This window comes from Streptomyces toxytricini (genome assembly GCF_014649915.1).
In the GTDB taxonomy this organism is placed as follows: Bacteria; Actinomycetota; Actinomycetes; order Streptomycetales; family Streptomycetaceae; genus Streptomyces; species Streptomyces toxytricini.
Genome location: NZ_BMTY01000003.1, coordinates 261,084 through 285,657 on the forward strand (window position 1 = coordinate 261,084; position 24,574 = coordinate 285,657).

At 72.3% G+C, this 24,574-nt stretch carries 23 protein-coding genes; 13 read left to right on the forward strand and 10 right to left on the reverse strand.

Going from position 1 to position 24,574, the window contains the following annotated elements; translation table 11 throughout:
• Window positions 1–118 precede the first annotated feature (118 nt).
• The 5 genes from IE170_RS05300 to IE170_RS05320 all read right to left on the reverse strand — a co-directional run bounded on the left by IE170_RS05300 (window position 119) and on the right by IE170_RS05320 (window position 4,378).
• Entirely contained in the window at window positions 119–880 is a 762-nt protein-coding gene (locus IE170_RS05300) for a succinate dehydrogenase iron-sulfur subunit (protein ID WP_189808098.1), read from the reverse strand.
• The gene (gene sdhA, locus IE170_RS05305; protein WP_189808099.1) at window positions 880–2,634 is read right to left on the reverse strand and encodes a succinate dehydrogenase flavoprotein subunit; all 1,755 of its coding nucleotides are present in this window, start codon (window positions 2,632–2,634) and stop codon (window positions 880–882) included. The genes IE170_RS05300 and sdhA overlap by 1 nt, the downstream gene beginning before the upstream one ends.
• A 27-nt stretch (window positions 2,635–2,661) precedes the next feature.
• The gene (locus tag IE170_RS05310) at window positions 2,662–3,144 is read right to left on the reverse strand and encodes a succinate dehydrogenase hydrophobic membrane anchor subunit (protein WP_030027687.1); all 483 of its coding nucleotides are present in this window, start codon (window positions 3,142–3,144) and stop codon (window positions 2,662–2,664) included.
• Between the two features lie 5 nt (window positions 3,145–3,149).
• Complete coding sequence (gene sdhC / locus IE170_RS05315; protein WP_114053837.1) at window positions 3,150–3,530, reverse strand: succinate dehydrogenase, cytochrome b556 subunit; 381 nt, start codon at window positions 3,528–3,530, stop codon at window positions 3,150–3,152.
• Window positions 3,531–3,682: 152 nt separating this feature from the next.
• The gene (locus IE170_RS05320; RefSeq protein ID WP_308428365.1) at window positions 3,683–4,378 is read right to left on the reverse strand and encodes a 2-oxo-4-hydroxy-4-carboxy-5-ureidoimidazoline decarboxylase; all 696 of its coding nucleotides are present in this window, start codon (window positions 4,376–4,378) and stop codon (window positions 3,683–3,685) included.
• A 279-nt stretch (window positions 4,379–4,657) separates the two neighbouring features.
• Here IE170_RS05320 and IE170_RS05325 point away from each other — a divergent pair, with 279 nt between their 5' ends.
• Window positions 4,658–5,404, forward strand: a complete 747-nt coding sequence (locus IE170_RS05325) for an RNA polymerase sigma factor (protein WP_189808229.1) — start codon at window positions 4,658–4,660, stop codon at window positions 5,402–5,404.
• Entirely contained in the window at window positions 5,404–6,453 is a 1,050-nt protein-coding gene (locus IE170_RS05330) for a hypothetical protein (protein WP_189808100.1), read from the forward strand. The genes IE170_RS05325 and IE170_RS05330 overlap by 1 nt, the downstream gene beginning before the upstream one ends.
• A gap of 375 nt (window positions 6,454–6,828) precedes the next feature.
• Here the strand turns inward: IE170_RS05330 and IE170_RS05335 are convergent, their stop codons facing one another.
• Entirely contained in the window at window positions 6,829–7,701 is an 873-nt protein-coding gene (locus tag IE170_RS05335) for a L,D-transpeptidase family protein (protein WP_189808101.1), read from the reverse strand.
• A 182-nt stretch (window positions 7,702–7,883) separates the two neighbouring features.
• On the opposite strand from IE170_RS05335, the gene IE170_RS05340 reads away from it, so the two are divergent.
• The 10 genes from IE170_RS05340 to IE170_RS05385 all read left to right on the forward strand — a co-directional run bounded on the left by IE170_RS05340 (window position 7,884) and on the right by IE170_RS05385 (window position 19,368).
• Complete coding sequence (locus IE170_RS05340) at window positions 7,884–9,464, forward strand: acyl-CoA mutase large subunit family protein (protein WP_189808102.1); 1,581 nt, start codon at window positions 7,884–7,886, stop codon at window positions 9,462–9,464.
• A 44-nt stretch (window positions 9,465–9,508) separates the two neighbouring features.
• Window positions 9,509–10,183, forward strand: a complete 675-nt coding sequence (gene leuE / locus IE170_RS05345) for a leucine efflux protein LeuE (protein ID WP_189808103.1) — start codon at window positions 9,509–9,511, stop codon at window positions 10,181–10,183.
• Window positions 10,184–10,444: 261 nt separating this feature from the next.
• On the forward strand, window positions 10,445–11,689 hold the full coding sequence (locus IE170_RS05350; RefSeq protein WP_189808230.1) for an amidohydrolase: 1,245 nt from the start codon (window positions 10,445–10,447) through the stop codon (window positions 11,687–11,689).
• A 219-nt stretch (window positions 11,690–11,908) separates the two neighbouring features.
• Window positions 11,909–12,964 carry a BMP family lipoprotein gene (locus tag IE170_RS05355; RefSeq protein WP_189808104.1) on the forward strand — a complete coding sequence of 352 codons (1,056 nt, stop codon included), beginning with the start codon at window positions 11,909–11,911 and terminating at the stop codon, window positions 12,962–12,964.
• A gap of 256 nt (window positions 12,965–13,220) precedes the next feature.
• Entirely contained in the window at window positions 13,221–14,783 is a 1,563-nt protein-coding gene (locus IE170_RS05360; protein WP_223855980.1) for an ABC transporter ATP-binding protein, read from the forward strand.
• Window positions 14,780–15,895, forward strand: a complete 1,116-nt coding sequence (locus IE170_RS05365; RefSeq protein ID WP_189808105.1) for an ABC transporter permease — start codon at window positions 14,780–14,782, stop codon at window positions 15,893–15,895. The genes IE170_RS05360 and IE170_RS05365 overlap by 4 nt, the downstream gene beginning before the upstream one ends.
• Window positions 15,892–17,157 carry an ABC transporter permease gene (locus IE170_RS05370; protein ID WP_189808106.1) on the forward strand — a complete coding sequence of 422 codons (1,266 nt, stop codon included), beginning with the start codon at window positions 15,892–15,894 and terminating at the stop codon, window positions 17,155–17,157. The genes IE170_RS05365 and IE170_RS05370 overlap by 4 nt, the downstream gene beginning before the upstream one ends.
• Window positions 17,154–17,552 carry a cytidine deaminase gene (locus IE170_RS05375; RefSeq protein ID WP_189808107.1) on the forward strand — a complete coding sequence of 133 codons (399 nt, stop codon included), beginning with the start codon at window positions 17,154–17,156 and terminating at the stop codon, window positions 17,550–17,552. The genes IE170_RS05370 and IE170_RS05375 overlap by 4 nt, the downstream gene beginning before the upstream one ends.
• Window positions 17,553–17,631: 79 nt before the next feature.
• Window positions 17,632–18,909, forward strand: coding sequence for a thymidine phosphorylase (locus IE170_RS05380; protein WP_189808108.1), 1,278 nt, complete (start codon window positions 17,632–17,634; stop codon window positions 18,907–18,909).
• Window positions 18,910–19,026: 117 nt separating this feature from the next.
• Window positions 19,027–19,368 (forward strand): STAS domain-containing protein, encoded by a 342-nt coding sequence (locus IE170_RS05385; RefSeq protein ID WP_189808109.1) that lies wholly within the window; start codon window positions 19,027–19,029, stop codon window positions 19,366–19,368.
• Here the strand turns inward: IE170_RS05385 and IE170_RS05390 are convergent.
• Entirely contained in the window at window positions 19,282–20,286 is a 1,005-nt protein-coding gene (locus tag IE170_RS05390; RefSeq protein ID WP_189808110.1) for a sigma-70 family RNA polymerase sigma factor, read from the reverse strand. The two genes, IE170_RS05385 and IE170_RS05390, sit on opposite strands and share 87 nt — an antisense overlap.
• A 179-nt stretch (window positions 20,287–20,465) precedes the next feature.
• On the reverse strand, window positions 20,466–21,752 hold the full coding sequence (locus tag IE170_RS05395; RefSeq protein ID WP_189808111.1) for an MFS transporter: 1,287 nt from the start codon (window positions 21,750–21,752) through the stop codon (window positions 20,466–20,468).
• A gap of 63 nt (window positions 21,753–21,815) precedes the next feature.
• On the opposite strand from IE170_RS05395, the gene IE170_RS05400 reads away from it, so the two are divergent.
• On the forward strand, window positions 21,816–22,865 hold the full coding sequence (locus IE170_RS05400; RefSeq protein WP_223855982.1) for a LysR family transcriptional regulator: 1,050 nt from the start codon (window positions 21,816–21,818) through the stop codon (window positions 22,863–22,865).
• Here the strand turns inward: IE170_RS05400 and IE170_RS05405 are convergent.
• Together IE170_RS05405 and IE170_RS05410 are read right to left on the reverse strand one after the other, a co-directional pair.
• Window positions 22,787–23,848 carry a helix-turn-helix transcriptional regulator gene (locus tag IE170_RS05405; RefSeq protein WP_189808112.1) on the reverse strand — a complete coding sequence of 354 codons (1,062 nt, stop codon included), beginning with the start codon at window positions 23,846–23,848 and terminating at the stop codon, window positions 22,787–22,789. The genes IE170_RS05400 and IE170_RS05405 overlap by 79 nt on opposite strands.
• Before the next feature lie 340 nt (window positions 23,849–24,188).
• The gene (locus IE170_RS05410; RefSeq protein ID WP_189808113.1) at window positions 24,189–24,557 is read right to left on the reverse strand and encodes a cupin domain-containing protein; all 369 of its coding nucleotides are present in this window, start codon (window positions 24,555–24,557) and stop codon (window positions 24,189–24,191) included.
• Window positions 24,558–24,574: the final 17 nt, after the last annotated feature.

The following is a 24,574-nucleotide window of genomic DNA, read 5'->3' on the forward strand; positions in this document are numbered from 1 at the left end:
GCGGCCGCCCGCCCCCGGCCCGGGCGGAATCTCCCTCCGCCGGGAAACGCCGCGGGGGCGCCGCTCCGGTCGTCGACCGGGGCGGCGCCCCCGCGGGTGGTGCGTGCGGCCCGAGGGCTCAGAAGCGGCGCGTGATCAGGGCGCGCTTGACTTCCTGGATCGCCTTCGTGACCTCGATGCCGCGCGGGCAGGCGTCCGTGCAGTTGAACGTGGTGCGGCAGCGCCACACGCCGTCCTTGTCGTTCAGGATCTCCAGCCGCTGCTCGCCGGCCTCGTCACGCGAGTCGAAGATGAAGCGGTGCGCGTTGACGATCGCCGCCGGGCCGAAGTACTGGCCGTCGTTCCAGAACACCGGGCACGAGGACGTGCACGCGGCGCACAGGATGCACTTGGTGGTGTCGTCGAAGCGCTCGCGGTCCTCGGCGGACTGCAGGCGCTCGCGGGTCGGCTCGTTGCCCTTGGTGACCAGGAACGGCATGACGTCCCGGTACGCCTGGAAGAAGGGCTCCATGTCGACCACGAGGTCCTTCATCACGGTCAGGCCCTTGATGGCCTCGACGGTGATGGGCTTCTCCGGGTTGATGTCCTTGATCAGCGTCTTGCAGGCGAGCCTGTTCTTGCCGTTGATCCGCATCGCGTCGGAGCCGCAGATGCCGTGCGCGCAGGAGCGGCGGAAGGTGAGCGTGCCGTCCAGGTTCCACTTGATCTTGTGGAGACCGTCGAGCACGCGCTCCTTCGGGTCGATCTCGATCTGGAAGTCCTGCCACTCCGCCTGGTCGGAGACCTCGGGGTTGAAGCGGCGGATCCGGAAGGTGACCGTGATGTACGGGGAGTCGGCGGAGCCCGCCTCCTCCTTCTTCAGAAGGGTCGGGGTGGCCATCAGTACTTACGCTCCATCGGCTGGTAGCGGGTGGTGACGACGGGCTTGTAGTCGAGCCGGACGGAGTCCTTGCCGTCGGCCGCCACCTCGCGGTACGCCATGGTGTGGCGCATGAAGTTGACGTCGTCGCGGTTCGGGTAGTCCTCGCGGTAGTGGCCGCCGCGGGACTCCTTGCGGGCCAGGGCCGAGACGGCCATGACCTCGGCCAGGTCGAGCAGGTTGCCCAGCTCGATGGCCTCCAGCAGGTCCGTGTTGAACCGCTTGCCCTTGTCCTGGATCGAGACGTTCTTGTAGCGCTCGCGCAGCTCCGCGATCTTCTCGACCGCCGTCTTGATGGTCTGCTCCGTGCGGAACACCGACACGTTCGCGTCCATCGTCTCCTGGAGCTCGTTGCGCAGGTCCGCGACCCGCTCCGTGCCCGTGGAGTTCCGCAGCCGCTCGACGAGGTCGACCACCAGCCCGGCCGGGTTCTCCGGCAGCTCGACGTAGTCGTTCTCGGCGGCGTACTTCGCCGCGGCGATGCCGGACCGCTTGCCGAAGACGTTGATGTCCAGCAGCGAGTTGGTGCCCAGGCGGTTCGCGCCGTGCACCGACACGCACGCGACCTCGCCGGCCGCGTACAGGCCGGGGACGACGGTGGTGTTGTCGGCCAGGACCTCGCCCTCGACGTTGGTCGGGATGCCGCCCATGGCGTAGTGCGCGGTCGGCTGGATCGGGATCGGGTCCGTGTAGGGCTCGATGCCGAGGTACGTGCGCGCGAACTCGGTGATGTCGGGCAGCTTGGCGTCCAGCTGCTCCGGCGGCAGGTGCGTCAGGTCCAGGTACACGTGGTCGCCCTCGGGGCCGCAGCCGCGGCCCTCGCGGATCTCCGTGTAGATGGAGCGCGAGACGACGTCACGGGACGCGAGGTCCTTCATGACCGGCGCGTACTTCTCCATGAAGCGCTCGCCGTCCTTGTTGCGGAGGATGCCGCCCTCGCCGCGGGCGCCCTCCGTCAGCAGGATGCCCATGCGCCAGATGCCCGTCGGGTGGAACTGGAAGAACTCCATGTCCTCCAGCGGCAGGCCGCGCCGGTAGCAGGCCGCCTGGCCGTCACCGGTGAGGGTGTGCGCGTTGGAGGTCACCTTGAAGAACTTGCCGTTGCCGCCGGAGGCGTAGATGACGGCCTTCGCCTGGAAGACGTGGATCTCGCCGGTGGCCAGCTCGTACGCGACGACGCCGGCGGACCTCTTGACGCCGTCGACCTCGGTGATCAGCTGGTCCAGGACGTAGAACTCGTTGAAGAACTCCACGCCCTCCTTGACGCAGTTCTGGTACAGCGTCTGGAGGATCATGTGGCCGGTGCGGTCCGCGGCGTAGCAGGACCGGCGGACCGGCGCCTCGCCGTGGTTGCGGGAGTGGCCGCCGAAGCGGCGCTGGTCGATGGTGCCGTTCGGGGTGCGGTTGAACGGCAGGCCCATCTTCTCCAGGTCGAGGACGGCGTCGATGGCCTCCTTCGCCAGGATCTCGGCGGCGTCCTGGTCGACCAGGTAGTCACCGCCCTTGACGGTGTCGAAGGTGTGCCACTCCCAGTTGTCCTCCTCCACGTTCGCCAGCGCGGCGGCCATGCCGCCCTGCGCGGCGCCCGTGTGGGAGCGGGTGGGGTAGAGCTTCGTCAGGACCGCGGTGCGGCTGCGCTTCGTCGCCTCGATGGCGGCGCGCATGCCCGCGCCGCCGGCGCCGACGATGACGGTGTCGTACTTGTGGATCTTCATGGGATGTTGTCGCCTCAGCCCCGTTGCCTAGCGGATGTTCGGGTCGAAGGTGAAGATCACCAGCGTGCCCAGGAGGATGGTGAACACCGTGGCGGTGTACAGCAGGCCCTTCAGCCACAGGCGCGTGTTCGCGCGCTCCGCGTAGTCGTTGATCACGGTACGCAGACCGTTGGCCCCGTGCAGCATGGCCAGCCACAGCATCAGCAGGTCCCAGACCTGCCAGAACGGGGACGCCCAGCGGCCCGCCACGAAGGCGAAGCCGATCTTGGACACGCCGCCGTCCAGCACCAGCTGGATCAGGAGGTGGCCGATGACCAGGACGACGAGGACGATGCCCGAGAGGCGCATGAAGAGCCACGCGGCCATCTCGAAGTTGCCGCGCGTCGAGCGCGGCGTCTTCCCGGTGCGCTTGCGCGGGGCCTCGATGTACGGAGCCGGGTTGTCGACGTCGTAGAGGCTCACGCCCTCCACGTCGCCGATGGCCTTGGCGGAAGAAGTGTCAGAGGACATGCGCGTCACTTCCCGAACAGTTCAGCGGCTGCGTGGCCGAGCACGGGGTACAGGGCCCCGACCATCAGCACGAACCAGATGCCCATGACCCACCAGAGCATCGCCTTCTGGTGGCGGGGTCCCTTGGACCAGAAGTCCACAGCGATGACACGGAGACCGTTGAGCGCGTGGAACAGGATGGCGGCGACGAGGCCGTACTCCAGCAGCGCGACGATCGGGGTCTTGTAAGTCGCCACGACGTCGTCGTACGCCTCGGGGGAGACGCGGACGAGAGCGGTGTCGAGGACGTGTACGAACAGGAAGAAGAAGATGAGGACGCCGGTGACTCGGTGAGCCACCCAGGACCACATTCCTTCCCGGCCGCGGTACAGCGTTCCAGCCGGCACGGAAAACCCTCCGGAAGCGGGGCGGGGGCCAGCCGGCTTCGTTGTCGGTCGGGCCCGGCCGGGTACGGTCCACCGGCCCCGGACATCGTAGCGACGCTTTGTCGGTTCCTTCGCGCGGGGTCCGCCGGTGTGATCAAACAGGCACGGACGGCCTATCCCGCGCGGGCGAATCGCCCCGTTTCGGCGCCGGATACCCCCTCGCAGGAAGCGAGCCGGTCCGTCAGGTCGGCGAGCCGGGCCAGGGCCAGCCGGCGCAGCTCCTCCGCGGAGATCGCCCGCTCCTCCTCCACCTCCAGGCCCATCCGGCGGCGGATCGCCGCCATCAGCTGCCCGGCCCGCTCCTCCGGCGGGTGCCCGTCGAGGCAGATCACGAAGGAATGCCCGAACGTGCGCTCGTACTCCGCCCGGGCGGCGTCCAGCGCGAGGCGGGCCGCGTACGGCGCGCCGTCGGCCAGCTCCGCCGGCGGCTCCCCGGCCAGCGCCCCGACCAGATCGGAATCGGACAGGTCGTACGACGCCTCGTCGGCGGCGGCGCGCAGAGCGCCCGCATCCGGGTACGGTCGGTGCGCGGCCACCTGCTGCGCCCAGCGCGGGCTGCCGCAGCACTGGAGCAGCACCGCTTCGGCGAGCTCGGCGGGCAGGGTGTTGAACCGCGCCAGGCCGCGGTCGTCGAAGGGGACGGAGCTGCCGCGGGCCTGCGCCGGAAGGTGGCTCGACAGCGGGGGCTCCTCGGTGCGGTGCGGGTGTGCGGCAACGCTAGCGACGCCGGACGCGGTCCGCTGTACCGATTCGGGGTTTTCACCCGGAAGTGAGCCGAAAGGATGAGCGGGACGTGGGGCTGCGCGCACACCGGGGTGCCGGACGGCGGGGAGAGGGGCGCGGAGGCGCGCCGGAGGGGGTGGAAGACGACCGAGGCCGCCACCCCCCACAGGAGAGGCCCCGGTCGTCGTCCGTACGGGCTCGTGCGACAAGCCCGTACCCTCCTCAGCGCCGCGCGTGCGTTTTGTGTCACACCCCGCTTCGCGCACGCTTGATTGCAGGCCGTACAACTCGTGGACGAAGGTACTTGAAAGCCGTAACGTGCTGATTTGCGCCACACGTACAGGACAGTGAACGGGTTGGGGACTTTGCTGGGGGACGACGCGGAGCTGACCGCCGCCGTGCTCGCGGCACAGGACGGCGACGAGGACGCGTTCCGTGCTGTGTACCGCGCGGTGCACCCGCGCCTGCTGGGGTACGTCCGCACCCTCGTCGGGGAATCCGACGCGGAGGACGTGACCTCCGAGGCGTGGCTGCAGATCGCCCGCGACCTCGGGACCTTCACCGGCGACGCCGACCGCTTCCGCGGCTGGGCGGCCCGGGTGGCCCGCAACCGGGCGCTGGACCACATCCGCATGCGCGGCCGCCGGCCGGCCGTCGGCGGGGACGAGACCGAGCTGACGGGCCGGGCCGCCGACAGCGACACCGCGGACCAGGCGATGGAGGCCCTGTCCACCGGCCGCACCATGGAGCTGATCGCACGGCTCCCACAGGACCAGGCAGAGGCCGTGGTGCTGCGCGTGGTGGTCGGCCTGGATGCCAAGAGCGCCGCCGAGACCCTCGGGAAGCGCCCCGGGGCCGTGCGCACCGCCGCCCACCGCGGGCTGAAGAAGCTGGCCGAGCTGCTCGGCTCGGAGGGCGGCCCCTGGCCCGAAGCGGAGGCCGGGACCAGGGCGGCCGCGGCGGTCGGCCATAATGCCGGTGGCCAGGGCCGGGACGCCGCGGGCGACAGGGACCTCGACGCGGTGCCCGCACAGCGCGGCGGCCGTGGCGGCGGCCTCGTGGAACAAACCGGTGTGACGCATTCACGTTGGCGGACGCAGAAGGACATGTGATGGCCGACGAGCGCAACAGGTGGCTGGACCGGGCCGCCTCGGAACGAGTGCTGCGCGGCGCACCTGCCTCTGCCGGCGACGCGGATCCCCGCGCCCGGGAGGCCGAGGCGCGCCTGCGGGCCGCCCTCGACGTGCTGGTGCCGCCGCCGGCGCCCCCCGGAGCGGAACTTCCCGGCGAGGCCGCCGCGGTGGCCGCCTTCCGCGCCGCGCGCGGCGCGGCGGGCGCGCCCGCCGCGGCGGAACCCTCCGCGGCGGCCGGTGCGGCCCTCCCCCTCGTGGAACTCGGCAGGACGCCCTCCGCGGCCGTCCCGGCGCAGGCGCGTGCTTCCGCGGGCGGCCGGCGAGGCAGCCGGCCGGCGCGGTTCGCGCTGGCCGCGGCGCTGGCCGGGGTCGCCGTCGGCGGACTGGCCGCGGCCGCGGGCGCCGGACTGCTCGACCGGATCACCCACGACACCGCGGGCCCTGCCCCGGCCGTGTCGCTCAGCGCCGACGAGGACCCCGCGCACACGGGCGAGACCGTACGCCCCTCCTCCCCGCCGCAGCTCGTGCCGTCGCCGTTCCGCGGCGACGGCTTCGCGCCCTCGGGCACCCCGGCCACCCCCGGCGGGGAGGCGGGCGCGGGCCGCGGCGGAGGCGTCGAGCCGGGCCTCGGCGCGGGCGGTACGGGCACGGCCCCGGACACGGCGACCGGCGGCAGCACTCGCGGCACCGGCAAGGAGACCCTGGGCGGCGCCACCGAGCTGCTCGAACGGGAACGGGAGACCCGCCGCAAGGCGGTCGACCTGTGCCAGGCGTACCGCTCGGGCCAGATGAACCCCGACCGCCGCGACCGCCTCTCCCGGCTGGCCCAGGGCATCGCGAAGATCCCGCACTACTGCGAGACGCTGCTCGACGGCCCCGGCGACTCCGGTGGCGGCGGCTCCACGGCCCCCCGCGACAGCGCCGAACCGGGCGCCGTGGTGAAGACGCCCCGGCTCGGCCAGGCGCCCGCGGAGCGGCCGGCCCTGCCGGGCCCGACGGCGTCCGCAGCCGTTCCCACCTTCCGCTGACGCCCCCGGCGCGCCCCGCGGGGTGCGTTCGGACGGAAACACGAGGTGGGCGCGGAGCAGCTGTAACACTTTTCGAACCCGCGGCGCAGTACATAACGAGCCGACTGGTCATCGGCCGCGCAAGAGCCGGGGTTCCCCCCGTACCCCTGGGCTCTGCGCACCCGGCGCGGGCGGGGTTCGTTCCCCCGGCCCTGCCCGCGCCCCCCTTCCTCCCCCCTCCCGCGGTACGCCGCCTGCGCGCCCCGCCACCGCACCCTCCCCCCTCCCCCCTCCGCCCCCGGGCAGCAGAAAGCCCGGGCGCCGGCAGGGCCGGACACCCGGGCTGGTGTCAGTCGGCGGAGCCCCCGCGCGGGGGCTTTGCCGCCGACCGGCGGGTCACCAGTAGACGACGACCTTGTCGCCGACCTTCACCTGGTCGAACAGCGCGGCGATCTTGCCCTTGTCGCGGACGTTCACGCAGCCGTGCGAGGCGCCGTTGTAGCCGCGCGCCGCGAAGTCCGCCGAGTAGTGCACCGCCTGGCCGCCGCTGAAGAACATCGCGTACGGCATCGGCGTGTGGTAGATCGTCGACGTCCAGTCCTTGGCCTTCCAGCCCACGCTGAACTCACCCTCGCGGGTCGGCGTGTTCTCGGAGCCGAAGCGGACGTCCATCGTCGAGACGATCTTCCCGTCGATCATCCAGGCGAGGGTCCGGCTCTCCTTGCTGATGCACATGACCCGGCCCTGCATGCAGCGCGGGTCCGGCGCGTCCGCCTCGTTGACCTCCGGCGGGCGCAGCTCGTCGGCGGTGGGCTTCTTGCTCGCGGCCTGGATCTTCTTCCAGGTGGCCGCGTCGACCGAGCCCGTCGCGGGCAGGCCGTTCTTGGCCTGGAAGGACTTGACGGCGGAGGTCGTCTTGGAGCCGTAGAAGCCGGTGGGCTTCACCGACATGAGCTTCAGCTGCTTCAGGCGCGCCTGGAGCTCGCGGACCTGCTCGCTGTCGTCGCCGTTCGCCATGATCGCCTTGACCGTCGGGGACGGCGAGGCCGAGGCCGACGGGGACGCCGACTGCGACGCGGACGGCGAGGGCGACGCCGCCTTGCCGTCGTCCGACGGCGACGAGGAGGGCGACGGGTCCGACGCGGACGTCGAGGGCACCGCCGACGCGGCACCGGCCGGCGCCGACTCCGACGGCCCGCACGCGGTCGCGGCGAGCGCGACGGCGACGGCCGCTCCGAGCGCGCGGACTATGGCTTTCTGGCGGTGCATGGCTGTCCCCCCGGGGTTTCTGCTTCGTGTACCTAGGTGATGCCTGGCGGGCGTGGAGAGTTGCACACGCGGACGGGATGTTGCGCCATTGTGACCAGCGGCCGTCAGGGGACGGCCCGCAGCCGTCGCGGGGAAGGTTGTATCAGCCCCGGGGCCCTTTGTTCTACGGAGGGTTTGGTCACATGGCGAGCACCGAGAGCGGAAATCCCATCGAACCGGTCTACGGGCCGCGGGACCTGACGGGATGGGACCCGGCGGTCAAACTGGGCGAACCGGGAGCGTATCCGTACACAAGAGGGATTTACCCGACGATGTACACCGGCAAGCCGTGGACCATGCGGCAGTACGCCGGCTTCGGGACGGCCGCCGAGTCCAACGCCCGCTACCGACGGCTCATCGACGCCGGCGGCACCGGCCTGTCCGTCGCGTTCGACCTGCCCACCCAGATGGGCCACGACTCCGACGCCCCGCTCGCCCACGGCGAAGTCGGCAAGGTCGGCGTGGCGGTCGACTCCCTCGACGACATGCGGACCCTCTTCGCCGGGATCCCCCTCGACCGGGTCTCCACCTCCATGACCATCAACGCGCCCGCGGCGCTGCTGCTGCTCCTGTACCAGCTCGTCGCCGAGGAGCGGGGCATCGCCGGCGACCGGCTCACCGGCACCGTCCAGAACGACGTCCTCAAGGAGTACATCGCCCGGGGCACCTACATCTTCCCGCCGGGGCCCTCGCTGCGGCTGACCGCGGACACCTTCCGGTACTGCCGCGCCGAGATCCCCCGCTGGAACACCATCTCCATCTCCGGCTACCACATGGCCGAGGCCGGGGCCTCGCCCGCGCAGGAGGTCGCCTTCACCCTCGCCGACGGCATCGCCTACGTGCGCACCGCGCTGGCCGCCGGGATGCGCGTCGACGAGTTCGCCCCCCGGCTGTCGTTCTTCTTCGTCGCCCGCACCACCCTCCTGGAGGAGGTCGCCAAGTTCCGGGCGGCCCGGCGGATCTGGGCGCGCGTCATGCGCGAGGAGTTCGGGGCCCGCGACCCGAAGTCCCAGATGCTGCGCTTCCACACCCAGACCGCGGGCGTCCAGCTGACGGCGCAGCAGCCCGAGCTGAACCTGGTGCGGGTGGCGGTCCAGGCCCTGGCGGCCGTCCTCGGCGGGACGCAGTCGCTGCACACCAACTCCTTCGACGAGGCGATCGCCCTGCCCACCGAGAAGGCGGCCCGGCTGGCGCTGCGCACCCAGCAGGTCCTCGCGCACGAGACCGACGTCCCGCACACCGCCGACCCCTTCGCCGGGTCCTACGCGGTGGAGCGCATGACGGACCAGCTGGAGGAGGCGGCCCTCGCGCTGATGCGGCGCGTGGAGGACCTCGGCGGGGCGGTGGCCGCGATCGAGGCCGGCTTCCAGAAGGCGGAGATCGAGCGGAACGCCTACCGGATCGCCCGGGAGACCGACGCGGGCGAGCGGGTCGTCGTCGGAGTCAACCGCTTCGCCCTCGACGAGGAGGAGCCTTACGTGCCGCTGCGCGTCGACCCCGCCATCGAGGAACGGCAGCGGGAGTCCCTCGCCCGGCTGCGCGCGGAGCGCGACGGCGCGGCCGTGGAGGCGGCGCTCGGCGCGCTGCGCCGGGCGGCCGGGGGCACGGACAACGTCCTGTACCCGATGAAGGAGGCGCTGCGCGCCCGCGCGACCGTCGGGGAGGTGTGCACCACCCTGCGCGGGGTGTGGGGGGCGTACGAGCCGACCCGTTCCACATGGTGAAACACCCGGAGCGACAGGAGTAAACCTGTGGAACACTCCTGCGCATGCTGGGCGTCACCGATCTGCCGACCTACCTGGCCGGCCTCCTCCTGATCATCCTGCTGCCGGGGCCGAACTCCCTCTACGTGCTCTCCGTCGCCGCACGGCGCGGCGTGCGCACCGGGTACAAGGCCGCCGCCGGCGTCTTCACCGGCGATGCCGTCCTCATGACGCTCGCGGCCGCCGGCGCCGGGGCGCTGCTCCAGACCAGCCCCCTGCTCTTCGGCGTCGTCAAGCTGCTCGGCGCCGGCTACCTGACCTGGCTCGCCGTGGGCATGCTGCGCGGGGCGTGGGCGCTGTGGCGGTCGCGGGCCGAGCGGGACGGGCGGGACGAGTCCGGGGCGGCGGAGCCGCAGCCGCGCGGTGAGGCTGCCGCCGCCGAGCGGGAGCGGCCGTACCGGAGGGCCGTCCTGATCAGCCTGTTCAACCCGAAGGCGATCCTCTTCCTGGTCTCCTTCTTCGTGCAGTTCGTGGACCCCGGCTACGCCTACCCGGCGCTGTCCTTCCTGCTGCTGGGCGCCCTGCTGCAGCTGGGCAGCTTCCTCTACCTGACGCTGCTGATATTCGGCGGCACCCGCCTGTCGGCCGCCTTCCGCCGCCGCCGGCGGCTGAGCGCCGGCGCGACCTCCGCCGCGGGCGTCCTCTTCCTCGGCTTCGCCGCCAAGCTGGCGACGGGTTAGTCCGGGGCGCGTGCCGCCTCCGGCGCGCCGTGCGATGGGCGGAGGCGCCGTCAGCTCCCCGTCCACGCCCGTCCACGCGCCCCCGTACGCAACGGCGGTCCGAGCGGCCACCGGGGCCGGATGAGCGCGCGAGTTTACCCCTGGGTGCAACCGGTCATGCGTCCAGAGGCCTGGTTTTTTTCCCCTGACGGCATGAACTTTTCCTGATCTCCATCCAGTTGGACCATTCGTGCGCCTACCCTTCAACGGGTGAACCAGTTGATGTCCCGCGAGTCCCAGACCGTCCTGCCCGGTGTGCCCTCCCAGCCCGAGCTGCCGGGGAAGCTGCCGGACCACCTGCGTGCCGAACTGATCGCCTTCCGCCGGGACTTGCACATGCACCCCGAGCTAGGACACCAGGAGTTCCGCACCACGGCGGCCATCAAGGCCCGACTGGAGGAAGCCGGCCTGCGCCCACGCGTACTGGCGTCCGGCACCGGGCTGGTGTGCGACGTGGGCACCTGGGACGGCGGCCGGCCGATGCTGGCCCTGCGTGCGGACATCGACGCCCTCCCCATTCCCGACGCCAAGACCCACGTCCCGTACCGCTCGACGGTCCCCGACCGGGCGCACGCCTGCGGCCACGACGTCCACACGGCGGTCGTGCTCGGCGCCGGGCTGGTGCTCGCCGAACTCGACCGGCAGGGGCTGCTGCCCCGCCCGGTGCGGCTGCTGTTCCAGCCGGCCGAGGAGGTGCTGCCGGGCGGGGCGACCGACGCCATCGCCGCGGGCGTCCTCGACGGCGTCGGCAAGATCATCGCCGTGCACTGCGACCCCCGCGTCGACGCCGGGAAGATCGGCCTGCGGACCGGCGCGATCACCTCGGCCTGCGACCGGCTGGAGGTCACCCTGGAGGGGCCCGGCGGCCACACCGCCCGGCCGCACCTGACCACGGACCTGGTGACGGCCGCGGCGCGCGTCGCGGTCGACCTGCCGGCGGTGGTGGGCCGCCGCATGGACGCCCGCTCCGGCATGTCGATCACCTGGGGCAGGATCGAGACCGGGCACGCCTGCAACGTCATCCCCATGCGCGCGGAGCTGTCCGGGACCATCCGCTGCCTCGACATCAACGCCTGGCACGAGGCCCCCGACCAGATCCACGCCGCCATCGACGAGATCGCCTCGCTGCACCGCGCCAAATCGGAGATCACCTACGTGCGCGGCGTCCCGCCGGTCGTGAACGACCCGGCCGTCACCGAGCTGCTGCGCGAGTCGATGACCGCCCGGTGCGGAGCGGCGTCCGTCGAGGGAACCGAGCAGAGCCTCGGCGGCGAGGACTTCTCCTGGTACCTGGAGCACGTCCCGGGCGCGATGGCCCGCCTCGGCGTGCACCCTCCGGGCGGCTCCGTGAAGAGGGACCTGCACCGGGGCGACTTCGACGTCGACGAGGACGCGATCGCCGTCGGGGTCGAGTTCTTCACGGCCGCGGCCCTGCTCGACGGGCGCCGTGGAAGCGCGATCGGGTAGAAATCTTTACCTCATCTGAGCGGCGCCCGGCACACCTGTCCAGCCCTTGATACACAAGGGCTGGACGCTCCGGCAGTCACCAACCGGTCACTGTCCGGTTCGCGACGATCCGATAACGACTCCTGAACGGGCTCTTAACTGACATCTACGCGCGTTACGATCGCCGCGAAACCAGCGCCGGTCATGGCGCTTTCGGTCAGGTTTTGAAGGAGCCTCCCCTTGCGCCGGATCACCAGGATCGCCACCGTGGGCATCGCGTCCGCGGCGCTGGCCCTCTCGGCCACCGCCTGTGGCGGAAAGAAGTCGTCCGACTCGGCCTCCTCCACGGAGTCGGGTCAGAAGTCCGCAGCCATCGCCTACGACATCGGCGGCCGCGGCGACCAGTCCTTCAACGACGCCGCGTACGCGGGTCTGGAGAAGGCCGAGAAGGACCTGCAGGTCAAGGGCGCGGAAGCCGAGCCCACCGAGGGCGAGAGCGAGGCCGACAAGGTCCAGCGCCTCACCGAGCTCGCGCGCAAGGGCCACAACCCGGTCATCGGTGTCGGCTTCGCCTACGGCGCCGCGATCGAGAAGGTCGCCCCGAAGTTCCCGAAGACCACCTTCGGCCTCATCGACGACGCGTCGAAGACCGGCCCGAACATCGCCAACCTGGTCTTCAACGAGGAGCAGGGCTCCTACCTGGCCGGCGTCGCCGCCGCCAAGGCCTCGAAGTCCGGCACCGTCGGCTTCATCGGCGGCGTCGAGGTCCCGCTGATCAAGAAGTTCGAGGCGGGCTTCACCCAGGGCGTCAAGGACACCAACCCGAACGCCAAGGTGCTGTCGACCTACCTGAGCCAGCCGCCGGACTTCTCCGGCTTCGCCAAGCCCGACCTGGGCAAGGCCGCCGCCAAGGGCCAGCTCGACAACGGCGCCGACGTGATCTACTCCGCCGCGGGCCTCGCCGGCTCGGGTGCGATCGAGGCCGCCGCCACCGCCGGCAAGTGGGCCATCGGCGTCGACTCCGACCAGTACAACCAGGCCGGCCTGGCCAAGTACAAGGACAAGATCCTGACCTCGGTCACCAAGGACGTGTCCGGCTCCGTGTACAACCTGATCAAGTCCGTCCAGGACGGTTCGCCGCAGTCCGGCGAGGTCCGCTACGGCCTGGACAAGAACGGCGTCGGCCTGGCCGACTCCAACCCGGAGTACAAGAGCATGGCCGAGCTTCAGGCCGCGGTGGAGAAGGCCAAGGCCGACATCATCGCCAAGAAGATCAACGTCAAGACCGCGCCGTAAGGCCTGCCCTGACGTGAGGTAAAACGGTCTCCGGGGTCCGGGAAGCGGTCTCACCGCTCCCGGGCCCCGAGCCGCGTTCCGTGATCCTTGTGGCCGCGTGGCCGCAAGTTTTCACTTCCGACAGTGCTACGCGCGTAGAGGCATCGTGGACGCGATACCTTCTCCCCCCGCCCTGTCCCCCCGCCACACCGGCTTCCAGCTCCTTCCGCGCCAAGGAGAGTGCGTCATCAACGCGTCCAGCCCCCCCGCCGTAGAACTGCACGGCATCACGAAGCGTTTCCCCGGCGTCGTCGCCAACAAGGACATCGCCATCACCGTCCGCAAGGGCACGGTCCACGCCCTCATCGGTGAGAACGGTGCCGGCAAGTCGACCCTGATGAAGATCCTCTACGGCATGCAGAAGCCGGACGAGGGCACCATCGCCATCGACGGGGAGCAGGTCTCCTTCAACAACCCGGGCGACGCCATCGCCCGCGGCATCGGCATGGTCCACCAGCACTTCATGCTCGCCGACAACCTCACCGTCCTGGAGAACGTGGTCCTCGGCGGCGAGAAGCTGTACGGCATCGGCGCCAAGGCCCGCAAGAAGATCGTGGAGATCTCGGACGCGTACGGCCTCGGCGTGCGCCCCGACGCCCTCGTCGAGGACCTCGGCGTCGCCGACCGCCAGCGCGTGGAGATCCTCAAGGTCCTCTACCGCGGCGCCCGCACCCTCATCCTCGACGAGCCCACCGCGGTGCTCGTGCCGCAGGAGGTCGACGCGCTCTTCGACAACCTGCGCGAGCTCAAGGCCGAGGGCCTGACCGTCATCTTCATCTCGCACAAGCTGGGCGAGGTGCTGAAGGTCGCCGACGACATCACCGTCATCCGCCGCGGCACCACGGTCGGCACCGCCGACCCGAAGACCGCGACGACCAAGCAGCTCGCCGAGCTGATGGTCGGCAGCGAGCTGCCCTCGCCGGAGACCCGTGAGTCGACGGTCACCGACGTCCCCATGCTGAAGGTCTCCGACCTGCGGCTGGCCGCCACCGACCCCGACGGCGTCGTCCGCGAGGTCCTCGCGGGCATCGACTTCACCATCCACAAGGGCGAGGTCCTGGGCATCGCCGGCGTCGAGGGCAACGGCCAGACGGAGCTCATCGAGGCCCTCATGGGCATGGCCCTCCCGGACGGCGGCACCATCACGCTCGACGGCAAGGACATCTCCGCCACGCCGACGCGCAAGCGGCGCGAGGGCGGCATCGGCTACATCCCCGAGGACCGCCACCGCCACGGCCTGCTGCTGGAGTCCCCGCTGTGGGAGAACCGCATCCTCGGCCACGTCACCGAGCGGCCCAACTCCAAGCGCGGCATCCTCGACCCGAAGGCCGCCCGCAAGGACACCGAGCGGATCGTGCGCGAGTACGACGTGCGCACCCCGGGCATCGACGTGACCGCGGCCTCGCTCTCCGGCGGCAACCAGCAGAAGCTGATCGTCGGCCGCGAGATGAGCCACGACCCGAAGTTCCTCATTGCCGCCCACCCCACCCGCGGTGTGGACGTCGGCGCGCAGGCGCAGATCTGGGACGCGATCCGCGAGGCCCGCCGCGAGGGCCTGGCCGTGCTCCTGATCTCCGCCGACCTGGACGAGCTGATCGGCCTGTCCGACACCCTGCGCGTCATCTACCGCGGCCGCCTGGTCGCGGACGCCGACCCGGCGACGATCACGCCCGAGGAGCTCGGCACCGCCATGACGGGTGCCGCCCGCGGCCACCTGGAAGCCACCGACAACCCTTCCGCCGCTGCCGACGGTGACACGACGGAGGACGAGGCCCGATGAAGAAATTCGACAAGGACCGGCTGCTGCTCGCTGCCGCCGGACCGGCGCTCGCTCTGGTCAGCGCCTTCGTACTGACCATGATCGTGCTGGCGGCCTCGGGCGTGGCCCCGATCGACCCGCTGCGGATCATGGTGGAGCAGGCCGGGTACGAGGACGTCCAGGTCCTGATCCTCAACCAGGCCGGCATCTACTACCTGGCGGCCCTGGCCGTGGCCATCGGCTTCCGGATGAACCTCTTCAACATCGGTGTCGACGGCCAGTACCGCCTCGCCGCGATGATCTCGGCCGTCGTCGGCGCCGCGGTCACGCTGCCCGGTCCGCTGCACATCCTGATGATCGTGGCCGTGGCCATGCTCACAGGTGCCTTCTGGGCCGGCATCGCGGGCATTCTGAAGGCCAAGCGCGGCGTCAGCGAGGTCGTCTCGACGATCATGCTGAACGCGATCGCGACCGCCCTGATCGCCTGGCTGCTCCTGCCCAAGAACCTGGGCGTCCAGGTGGAGGGGTCCAACGACCTCACCACGGGCAAGATCGCGGAGTCGGGCTGGTTCCCGGCGCTGACCATCGGCGACGGCCTGGAGATCTACGGCTTCACCTTCGTCGCCTTCGCCCTGGGCATCGTCTACTGGTTCGTCCTCAACCGGACCCGCTTCGGCTTCGACCTGCGCGCCACCGGCGCCAGCGAGTCCGCCGCGCAGGCCTCCGGCGTCGACGCCAAGAAGATGATCATGACGTCGATGCTGCTGTCCGGCGCGGTCGCCGGCCTCACCGGCATGCCGCTGCTGCTCGGCGAGTCGCACACGTACAACCTGTCCTTCCCCCTCGGCATCGGCTTCACGGGCATCACCATCGCCCTGCTCGGCCGCAACCACCCGGTGGGCATCTTCTTCTCCGCCCTCCTGATCGCCTTCATCGACAAGGCCTCCGCCGGTCTCGACACCGCCGGCTACGCCAAGGAGATCGGCACGATCATGCAGGGCCTGATCGTGATCGCGGTCGTCGTCAGCTACGAGCTCGTGCGCCGCTACGGCATCCGCCGCCAGCAGCAGAAGGTCGGCGAGGAGCTCGCCGCCGGGCACGCCATCAAGACCGACAAGGAGGTCGCGGCGTGAGCACCAGCACCGTTTCCGCGACGAGCGCCGCGCCCAAGAAGGGCGGCGGACGCCGCAAGCTCACCCTCCCCTGGATCCTGCTGATCATCGCGGGCGGCCTCGCCCTGGTCTCGCTGGTCCGGGTCATCTCCGGCGCCGACGACCTCACGTCCGTCGGCCAGATCTCCGGCGCGCTCCAGCTCGCCGTGCCCATCGCCCTCGCCGGCCTCGGCGGCCTGTGGGCCGAGCGCGCGGGCGTGGTCAACATCGGCCTCGAAGGCATGATGATCCTCGGCACCTGGTTCGGCGCCTGGGCGGGCTACCAGTGGGGCCCGTGGACCGGCGTCGTCATGGGCCTCGTCGGCGGCGCCCTCGGCGGCCTGCTGCACGCGATCATCACCGTGACGTTCAACGTCAACCACATCGTCTCCGGTGTGGCCGTCAACATCCTGGCCATCGGCTTCACCCAGTACCTGTCGAACTTCACGTTCGACGAGGCCCCCGGCGGCTCCTCCAAGCAGTCCCCGCGCATCGAGCCCATCACGGAGATCACCATCCCCGGGCTCTCGGACTGGCTGGCCACCCTCCAGGCCAAGCACTGGTTCTTCGTCTCCGACCTCGCCGGCGTCCTCGGCGGCCTGGTCACCGACCTCTCGCTGCTGACCGTCGTCGCGGTGCTCCTCATCCCCGCCACCTGGTGGGTGCTGTGGCGCACGGCCTTCGGCCTGCGGCTGCGCTCCTGCGGCGAGAACCCGATTGCCGCCGAGTCCCTCGGCGTCAACGTCTACAAGTACAAGTACATCGCCGTGATCGTCTCCGGTGCGATGGCCGGCCTCGGCGGCGCGTTCCTCGCGATCGTCTCCACCGGCATCTACCAGGAGGGCCAGACCGGCGGCCGCGGCTACATCGGCCTCGCCGCGATGATCTTCGGCAACTGGATGCCGGGCGGCATGTCCCTCGGCGCCGGCCTCTTCGGCTTCACCTACAGCCTCAAGCTGCGCGGCGGTGCCGAGAACGTCCACGCGATGCTGCTGCTGCTCGCGATCCTGCTCGTGGCCGTCGTCGTCTGGCAGCTGTACAAGAAGAAGCACGTCCAGGCGGCCATCTCCGCGGCCTGCGCGGCGGGCCTGTTCGTCTGGTACGCCCTGACCGACGCCGTCCCGAGCCAGTTCGTCGACGCGGCCCCGTACGTGACGACGCTGCTGGTCCTGGCGCTCTCTGCTCAGCGCCTGAGGATGCCGAAGGCGGACGGCATGCCGTACCGCAAGGGCCAGGGCAAGTGACCACGGCGACCCACGCCGACTGGGAGGCCCTGCGGGCGGCCGCCCGGGACGCCATGTCCCGGGCCTACGCCCCCTACTCCGGCTTCCCGGTCGGCGCAGCCGCCCTCGCGGACGACGGCCGCACCGTGACCGGCTGCAACGTGGAGAACGCCAGCTACGGGCTCGGCCTGTGCGCCGAGTGCGGCCTGGTCTCCGCCCTGCAGGCCACGGGCGGAGGCCGGCTGACGCACTTCACCTGTGTCGACGGCAAGGGCGACGTGCTCGTCCCGTGCGGCCGGTGCCGCCAGCTGCTCTTCGAGTTCGGCGGCCCCGAGCTGCTCGTGGAGACCCCGAAGGGGATCCTCCCGCTCGCGGAGATGCTGCCGCAGGCCTTCGGGCCCGACCACTTGAGATAACCGGCCGACGGCCCTTCGCCCCGCGGGGCGAAGGGCCGTCGCACTCACACCCCTCTATGCGCGTAGAAGGAAGCACCACATGGACGTCATCTCCGTCATCCGCACCAAGCGGGACCGCGGCGAGCTGAGCCCCGAGCAGATCGACTGGGTCATCGACGCGTACACCCGCGGTGTCGTCGCCGACGAGCAGATGTCGGCGCTGGCCATGGCCATCCTGCTCAACGGCATGAACCGGTCCGAGATCGCCCGCTGGACCGCCGCGATGATCGCCTCCGGCGAGCGGATGAACTTCGACTCCCTCTCCCGCCCGACCGCCGACAAGCACTCCACCGGCGGCGTCGGCGACAAGATCACCCTGCCGCTCGCCCCGCTCGTCGCCGCCTGCGGCGCGGCCGTCCCGCAGCTCTCCGGCCGCGGCCTCGGCCACACCGGCGGCACCCTCGACAAGCTGGAGTCCATCCCCGGCTGGCGCGCCCTGCTCTCCAACGAGGAGATGCTGCACGTCCTCGACACCACCGGCGCCGTCATCTGCGCCGCCGGCGACGGCCTCGCACCCGCCGACAAGAAGCTCTACGCCCTGCGCGACGTCACCGGCACCGTCGAGGCCATCCCGCTGATCGCCTCCTCGATCATGTCGAAGAAGATCGCCGAGGGCACCGGCTCGCTCGTCCTCGACGTGAAGGTCGGCTCCGGCGCCTTCATGAAGAACATCGAGGACGCCCGCGAGCTGGCCTCCACCATGGTCGCCCTCGGCACCGACAGCGGCGTCAAGACCATCGCCCTGCTCACCGACATGTCCACCCCGCTCGGCCTGACCGCCGGCAACGCGCTGGAGGTCCGCGAGTCGGTCGAGGTCCTCGCCGGCGGCGGTCCCGCCGACGTCGTCGAGCTGACCATCGCGCTGGCCAAGGAGATGCTGGACGCCGCGGGCATCAAGGACGCCGACCCGGCCAAGGCCCTCGCCGACGGCTCCGCCATGGACGTGTGGCGCCGCATGATCCAGGCCCAGGGCGGCGACCCCGACGCGGCCCTGCCCGTCGCCCGCGAGCAGCACGTCGTCACCGCCCCGGAGTCCGGCGTGCTGACCCGCCTCGACGCCTACGCGGTCGGCGTCGGCGCCTGGCGCCTGGGCGCGGGCCGCGCCCGCAAGGAGGACCCGGTGCAGGCCGGTGCCGGCATCGAGCTGCACGCCAAGCCGGGCGAGCAGGTCACCGCGGGCCAGCCGCTGATGACGCTGCACACCGACACCCCGGAGAAGTTCGACTACGCCCTGGCCTCGCTGGAGGGCTCTTACGACATCGCCCCGGCGGGCACCGCGTTCACCGCGAACCCGATCGTCCTGGACCGCATCGCCTGATCCCGGACCGTCCGCCGCGGAGCGGGCGGGGCAGGCGCCGTACGCGCCGGCCCCGCCCGCTCCCGCATGTCCGGGCCCCGGGCGATGAGTTCCGGCGGCTCCCGGGGTCCTACCGGCATGACGCGACCGACGCTGGCCCTGACCGGGCCCGACGTGGCGGCGGGCGGCGCGCCCGCCGCCTGCCTCCGGCTGGCCGAGCTGTACGGGGCCGGGGCCGCATCCGTGGTGTGCGACCTCGGCGGGATCGGGCCGCCGGGCCTCGGGGCCGTGGACACCCTGGCCCGGCTGCGGCTGACCTCCCGCCGCCTCGGGCGGGGCCTCACGGTGACCGGAGCGGGGCCCGAGCTGCGGGCCCTGCTCGCCCTCGCCGGGCTAGGGGAGCTCCTCGGGGAGTCCGAAGAGGGGGAACCACCGGTCGGTGTCGAGGAAGGCGTTGAGCCCGGTGATCCGGCCCCCTGAGACCTCCAGCACCTGGAGCGCCCACGGGACGTGGCCCGGCCGTCCGTCCTGCCGCGGCCGGTACTGGGCGAAGGCGGGCAGACCGTTCGCGGTCGTCGGGACCAGGCGGGAGCCCTTGCAGCCGATGCCCTGGTTCAGGTGCCAGGCCGCGATGTCCCCGGGGCCCTGCAGCCACAGGTCGTACGGCGGCATGGACAGCACGGCGTCCTCGTGGAGCAGCGCGGTCAGCCGGGTGATGTCGTACGCCTCGAACGCGGACAGGTACCGCTCCAGCAGCCGCACCTGCTCGGCGTCCAGCGGGTCCGCGGCCTCGCTGTCGCGGACGGGCCGGGCGGCGAGGGTGGCCCGCGCCCGCTGGAGCGCGCTGTTCACGGACGCGGTGGTGGTCTCCAGCAGCGCCGCGACCTCGTCCGCCTTCCAGGCGAGCACCTCCCGCAGGATCAGCACGGCCCGCTGCCTGGGCGGCAGGTGCTGGAGCGCCGCCACGAACGCGAGCCGGACCGACTCCCGGGCCAGCGCCGCCTCCGCCGGGTCGGCGGTCTGCGGCAGCACCCGCGCGTCGGGGACCGGCTCCAGCCAGGTCACTTCCGGCCGCTCGTTCAGCACCGCGGACGCCTGGTGCTGCGGCGAGGTCAGGTCCATCGGGCGGGCCCGCCTGCTGCCCGCGCTCAGCAGGTCCATGCAGACGTTGGTGGCGATCCGGTAGAGCCAGGAGCGCAGCGAGGAGCGGCCCTCGAACTTCGCGTAGCCGCGCCAGGCGCGTACGTACGTGTCCTGCACCGCGTCCTCCGCGTCGAACGCGGAACCCAGCATCCGGTAGCAGTAGCCGGTGAGCTCGACCCGGTAGCGGTCCAGGGCCGCGTCCAGGTCCTCGCGCCCGCCCGCGGGGGCGGTGGTGAGGTTGCCGGTGTCCGTCATGTGTGCCGCTCCCCCTGCTCGGTCCCGATGGGGTGGAACCTACCCCAGGGGTCCGACACCCGCAGGGCGAGCGGTGCGGGAGCCCGCCGAGCCGGCCCGAAAGAGAGGAGGCGGGCCCCGGGGGATCCGCCCGGGGCCCGCCGCGCGTCCCCGCACGGACGCGTTCGCCGGAAGGTCTTTCAGCGGGCGGTGGCCGCCCGTACCGGCAGGCGCCGCTCCGCGCGGGCGGCGTGCGAGCCGTACAGGGTGATGGAGACGACGCCCAGCACCGCCAGCAGCGCGATCCCGGCCGTCGCCGCCCAGCCGCCCGCGTGGTAGGCGAGGGCGCCGAGCGTGCCGCCCGCGCTGGAGCCGAGGTAGTACGCGGACTGGTACAGCGCGGAGGCCTGCGCCCGGCCCGTGGCGGCGGTGCGGCTGACCGCCGCCGACGCCACCGCGTGGCCCGCGAAGAAGCCGGCGGTGATCAGCACCAGGCCGGCCAGGACGGCGGCCAGCGCGTCGGCGAGCGAGAGCAGCAGGCCGAGCGCGGTGGTGGCCACGGCCAGGTACAGCGCCCCGCGCCGCCCGGCCCGCGCCACGAGCGTGCCCGCGGCCGCGGAGGACGCCGTACCGACCAGGTAGATCAGGAAGACGGAGCCGACGACGCCCTGCCCGAGGGAGAACGGCTCCTCGACGAGCCGGTAGCCGATCACCGTGTACACGGCCCCGAAGACGGTCATGAACAGCGCGCCGATCCCGTACAGCCGCAGCAGCAGCGGGTCGCGCAGGTGCCGGGCGACGGCGGCGCCCACCGCGCGCGGCGCGAGCGGCGCCGGACGGAAGAACCGGGCCCGCGGCAGCAGCAGCCGGTAGGCGGCGGCGCAGGCCAGCGCCAGCACGCCGACGGTCAGCAGGCCGGCCCGCCAGCCCCACGCCTGGGCCGCCCAGCCGGTGGCGATGCGGCCGCTCATGCCGCCGATGGAGTTGCCCGCCACGAACAGGCCGATCGCGCCGACGAGCGCCTTCGGCTCGACCTCCTCCGCGAGGTACGCCATCGCCGAGGCGGGGACGCCCGCGATCGCCGCGCCCTGGACGGCCCGCAGCACGACCAGCCACTCCAGGTCGGGGGCGAACGGCACGAGCAGTCCGACGCCGACGGCGACCGCGAGGGAGACCGTCATCAGCCGGGTCCGCCCGAAGCGCTCGGACAGCGCGCTCAGCGGCAGCACGAACAGGGCGAGCGCGCCGGTCGCGGCGGAGACGGTCCAGCTGGCCTGACCCGCCGTCACCCCGAAGCCGTCCGAGATCGCCGGCAGCAGTGCCTGGGTGGAGTAGAGGAGGGCGAACGTCGCGAGTCCGGCGGCGAAGAGCGCGAGGCTCATCCGGCGGTAGCCGGGGCGGCCGGGGGAGTGGGCGCGGAGGGGCTTGGGGGACGACGGGGTGGAGGCACCCGTGCCGGCGGGTGCCCCGGTATGAACGGGAGGCATGCGACGACCGTAGACCCGGCCCGTTTCATGCGTCCAATGCACAGAATCGCGATAATCGATCCACTGGCGCATCAGCGCTGCTCAGGAGGGCGCATGTCAACGAACCGTTACGAAGAAGACATGGCGGTGACAGGTCTGCTGGCCCCGCGGCTGGCGTACTTCGCCGCGGTCGCCCGGCACGAGCACGTCACGCGCGCCGCCCACGAGCTCGGCGTCCCGCAGTCCACCCTGTCCCGGGCCATGGTCCGGCTCGAACAGGACCTCGGCGTCGCCCTGTTCGCGCGCCGCGGCCGCACCGTCGCGCTGACCACGGCAGGGCGGACCTTCCTCGCCTCCGCCGAGAAGGCCCTCGCCGAGATCGCCCGCGCCGCCGGGTCCGTCCAGCAGGACGCCGACGCCGCCCACGGCAAGGTGGCGTTCGGCTTCCTGCACACCCTCGGCCCCGAGACCGTACCCGGCCTGATCCGCGCCTTCCGCGCCGACCACCCCGGCGTCCGCTTCTCCCTCGTCCAGAACTACGGCGAGGCCATGCTGGATCGGCTGCGCGCAGGCGAGCTCGACCTGTGCCTGACCTCGCCGCTCCCCGATGCTCCCGACCTGGTGGCCCGACGCCTCGACGAGCAGCGCCTGCGCCTGGTCGTCCCCGACGACCACCGCCTCGCGGGCCGCAAGCGGATCCGCCTCGCCGAGGCCGCCGAGGAGGTGTTCGTGACCCTGGAGCCCGGCTACGGCCTGCGCCGCATCACCGACGACCTGTGCGCCGAGGCCGGGTTCGCCCCGCGCGTGGCGTTCGAGGGCGAGGAGGCCGAGACGCTGCGCGGGCTGGTCGCCGCCGGCCTCGGGGTGGCCCTGCTGCCGCCGCCCGCGGTGCCCCGGCCGGGGGTGGTGGAGCTGACGGTGACCGCGCCGAGGGCCGTCCGCGAGATCGGCGTCGCCTGGCTCGACGGCCACCCCGACACCCCGCCGGTCGCGCAGTTCAAGCGGTTCCTGCTGTCCCGGCGCGGCCGGCTGATCCCGGAGTGGCACGCCCCGGTTCAGGAGCCGGCCGCCGGCCCCTCCACCGCCGCCCCCGCCTCCGCCGGGGAGGGCGGCCCGGCCGCCGACAGCAAGTAGCCGGCCTGGAAGCGGGACTTGGCGCCGACCGCCCGCATGATCCCGGCGATGTGGCGCTGGCAGGTCCGCTCGGACATGCCGAGCCGGCGCGCGATGACCTTGTCCTCCAGCCCCTCCGACAGCAGCCGGACGATCGTCTGCCGCAGCTCGTCCGAGAGCGTCCGGGCGGCCTCGGGGCTGACGGCCGTCGGGAACGGCTCGGCCTTCAGCCAGGACCGCTCGAAGGCGGAGGCCATGAAGTGCACGACGCTCGGCTCGCGGACCACCAGCGCGGCCCCCGTGCGGTCGGGCACCGCCATCAGCCCGGTGTGCCCGTCGAAGATCAGCATCCGCATCAGCCCGTCGCCGAGGGTCCGCACCTGCGCGCCGAGCGCCGTCACCCGCTCCACGTACGCGGCCGTGGGCCGGGAGTAGCGCGCGGTGTGCTGGTAGATCGTCCGCATCCGGACCCCGCGCGCCAGCAGCGACTCGTCCCGCCCGATCGCCTCCTGGAGGGTCTCCTGGGGGCGGGCGCCGCCCGGCTGCGAGGTCAGCAGCTCGCGCTCGCAGCCCGCGGCCAGCTCGGTGATCAGCGCCCGTACCGCCCCGAGGTCGGTGACCGTCTCCAGCTCGCGGCTCCCCGGCCCGGTGCGCTCGCGCAGGGCCGCCCCGGCCTCGTACGCCGGCACCAGCGCCTCCAGCCGGCCCCGCAGCCGGTCCATCTCGTCGTGCGTCTCCCGGACCAGCAGCGCCAGCGGGGCCAGCGCCCGGGCGGCCGCCGCGCGCGGCGCGACGGCGCACCACCGCTCGGCGCAGCTGCCGGGGGCCCGCTGGAGCAGGTGGGCGGCGGCCAGCTCGGCGACGGCCGCCGCGGCCCTCGCCCCGAGGGCGGCGGTGGCCTCGGCGGGGGTGAAGGAGTGCCGCTCGACGGCGTACGCGTAAAGCCGCAGGGCGGCGGGGCTCAGTTCGCCTCCGGCGGCGGGTGCGGGTTCCTCGGCGGGCATGTGCGTATTCGTCCCGGATTGCGGTTGTTCGTAAACCCCTCGTGTTCCCGCAAGGCGGCAAGACGACGCCTGATCCGGCCGCCCCCGGGCGTCCGGAACCGGCAGAGTGGGGGCACCGGGAGGGGGAAGCGCGGATCAGCGGGATGGTGCGCGGACGGCCGACGACCACGGCGGTCCGCATCCTGCCAGGCCGCGTCCCGCCGTACGGCGGCCGCCCGGTGCGCAGGTGCGCGTACGGCGGTGGCCGCACCCGGCAGCCCGGGGCCGTCCGACCGAGAGGGGACGGAACGGCCGGCCCGCGGCGGACCGGTGCGGTCGCCGCCGCCCCGGAGCGGGGGCGTCAGCCGCCGGTCGGCTTGGCGTAGCCGGCGAAGCCGGTCCAGTCGATGACCTGGCACGCCTCGTCGCCGAGGACCCAGGCGTCGTGGCCCGGCGCGATCTGCATGAAGTCGCCCGCCTCGTAGTCGTCCGACTCGCCGTCGTCCATGACGACGTGCATCCGCCCGCTCACCACGTACCCGGTGTGCGCGGACTGGCAGCTGTCGGTGCCGGCGAGCGGCTTGATGTGCTCCGACCAGCGCCAGCCCGGCTCGAAGACGGCGCGGCCGACGGCTCCGCCCTCGACCTGGATCAGGTCGAGCCGGCCCGTGCCGTCCACGAAGGGCCGCGTCTCGTCGGCCTTGTCGAAGTTCCTGCGGACCATGGCCATGCCCATCGCCTCCCGGA

What these genes read in the sequence shown, in the direction of transcription:
- IE170_RS05395 (WP_189808111.1), bottom strand. Translation starts at nt 21,752, where the DNA reads ATGCCTCCCGTTCATACCGGGGCACCCGCCGGCACGGGTGCCTCCACC.
- IE170_RS05405 (WP_189808112.1), bottom strand. Translation starts at nt 23,848, where the DNA reads ATGCCCGCCGAGGAACCCGCACCCGCCGCCGGAGGCGAACTGAGCCCC.
- IE170_RS05310 (WP_030027687.1), bottom strand. Translation starts at nt 3,144, where the DNA reads ATGTCCTCTGACACTTCTTCCGCCAAGGCCATCGGCGACGTGGAGGGC.
- IE170_RS05335 (WP_189808101.1), bottom strand. Translation starts at nt 7,701, where the DNA reads ATGCACCGCCAGAAAGCCATAGTCCGCGCGCTCGGAGCGGCCGTCGCC.
- IE170_RS05350 (WP_189808230.1), top strand. Translation starts at nt 10,445, where the DNA reads ATGTCCCGCGAGTCCCAGACCGTCCTGCCCGGTGTGCCCTCCCAGCCC.
- IE170_RS05390 (WP_189808110.1), bottom strand. Translation starts at nt 20,286, where the DNA reads ATGACGGACACCGGCAACCTCACCACCGCCCCCGCGGGCGGGCGCGAG.
- leuE (WP_189808103.1), top strand. Translation starts at nt 9,509, where the DNA reads ATGCTGGGCGTCACCGATCTGCCGACCTACCTGGCCGGCCTCCTCCTG.
- IE170_RS05340 (WP_189808102.1), top strand. Translation starts at nt 7,884, where the DNA reads ATGGCGAGCACCGAGAGCGGAAATCCCATCGAACCGGTCTACGGGCCG.
- IE170_RS05385 (WP_189808109.1), top strand. Translation starts at nt 19,027, where the DNA reads ATGACGCGACCGACGCTGGCCCTGACCGGGCCCGACGTGGCGGCGGGC.
- IE170_RS05300 (WP_189808098.1), bottom strand. Translation starts at nt 880, where the DNA reads ATGGCCACCCCGACCCTTCTGAAGAAGGAGGAGGCGGGCTCCGCCGAC.
- IE170_RS05330 (WP_189808100.1), top strand. Translation starts at nt 5,404, where the DNA reads ATGGCCGACGAGCGCAACAGGTGGCTGGACCGGGCCGCCTCGGAACGA.
- IE170_RS05365 (WP_189808105.1), top strand. Translation starts at nt 14,780, where the DNA reads ATGAAGAAATTCGACAAGGACCGGCTGCTGCTCGCTGCCGCCGGACCG.
- IE170_RS05410 (WP_189808113.1), bottom strand. Translation starts at nt 24,557, where the DNA reads ATGGCCATGGTCCGCAGGAACTTCGACAAGGCCGACGAGACGCGGCCC.
- sdhA (WP_189808099.1), bottom strand. Translation starts at nt 2,634, where the DNA reads ATGAAGATCCACAAGTACGACACCGTCATCGTCGGCGCCGGCGGCGCG.
- IE170_RS05380 (WP_189808108.1), top strand. Translation starts at nt 17,632, where the DNA reads ATGGACGTCATCTCCGTCATCCGCACCAAGCGGGACCGCGGCGAGCTG.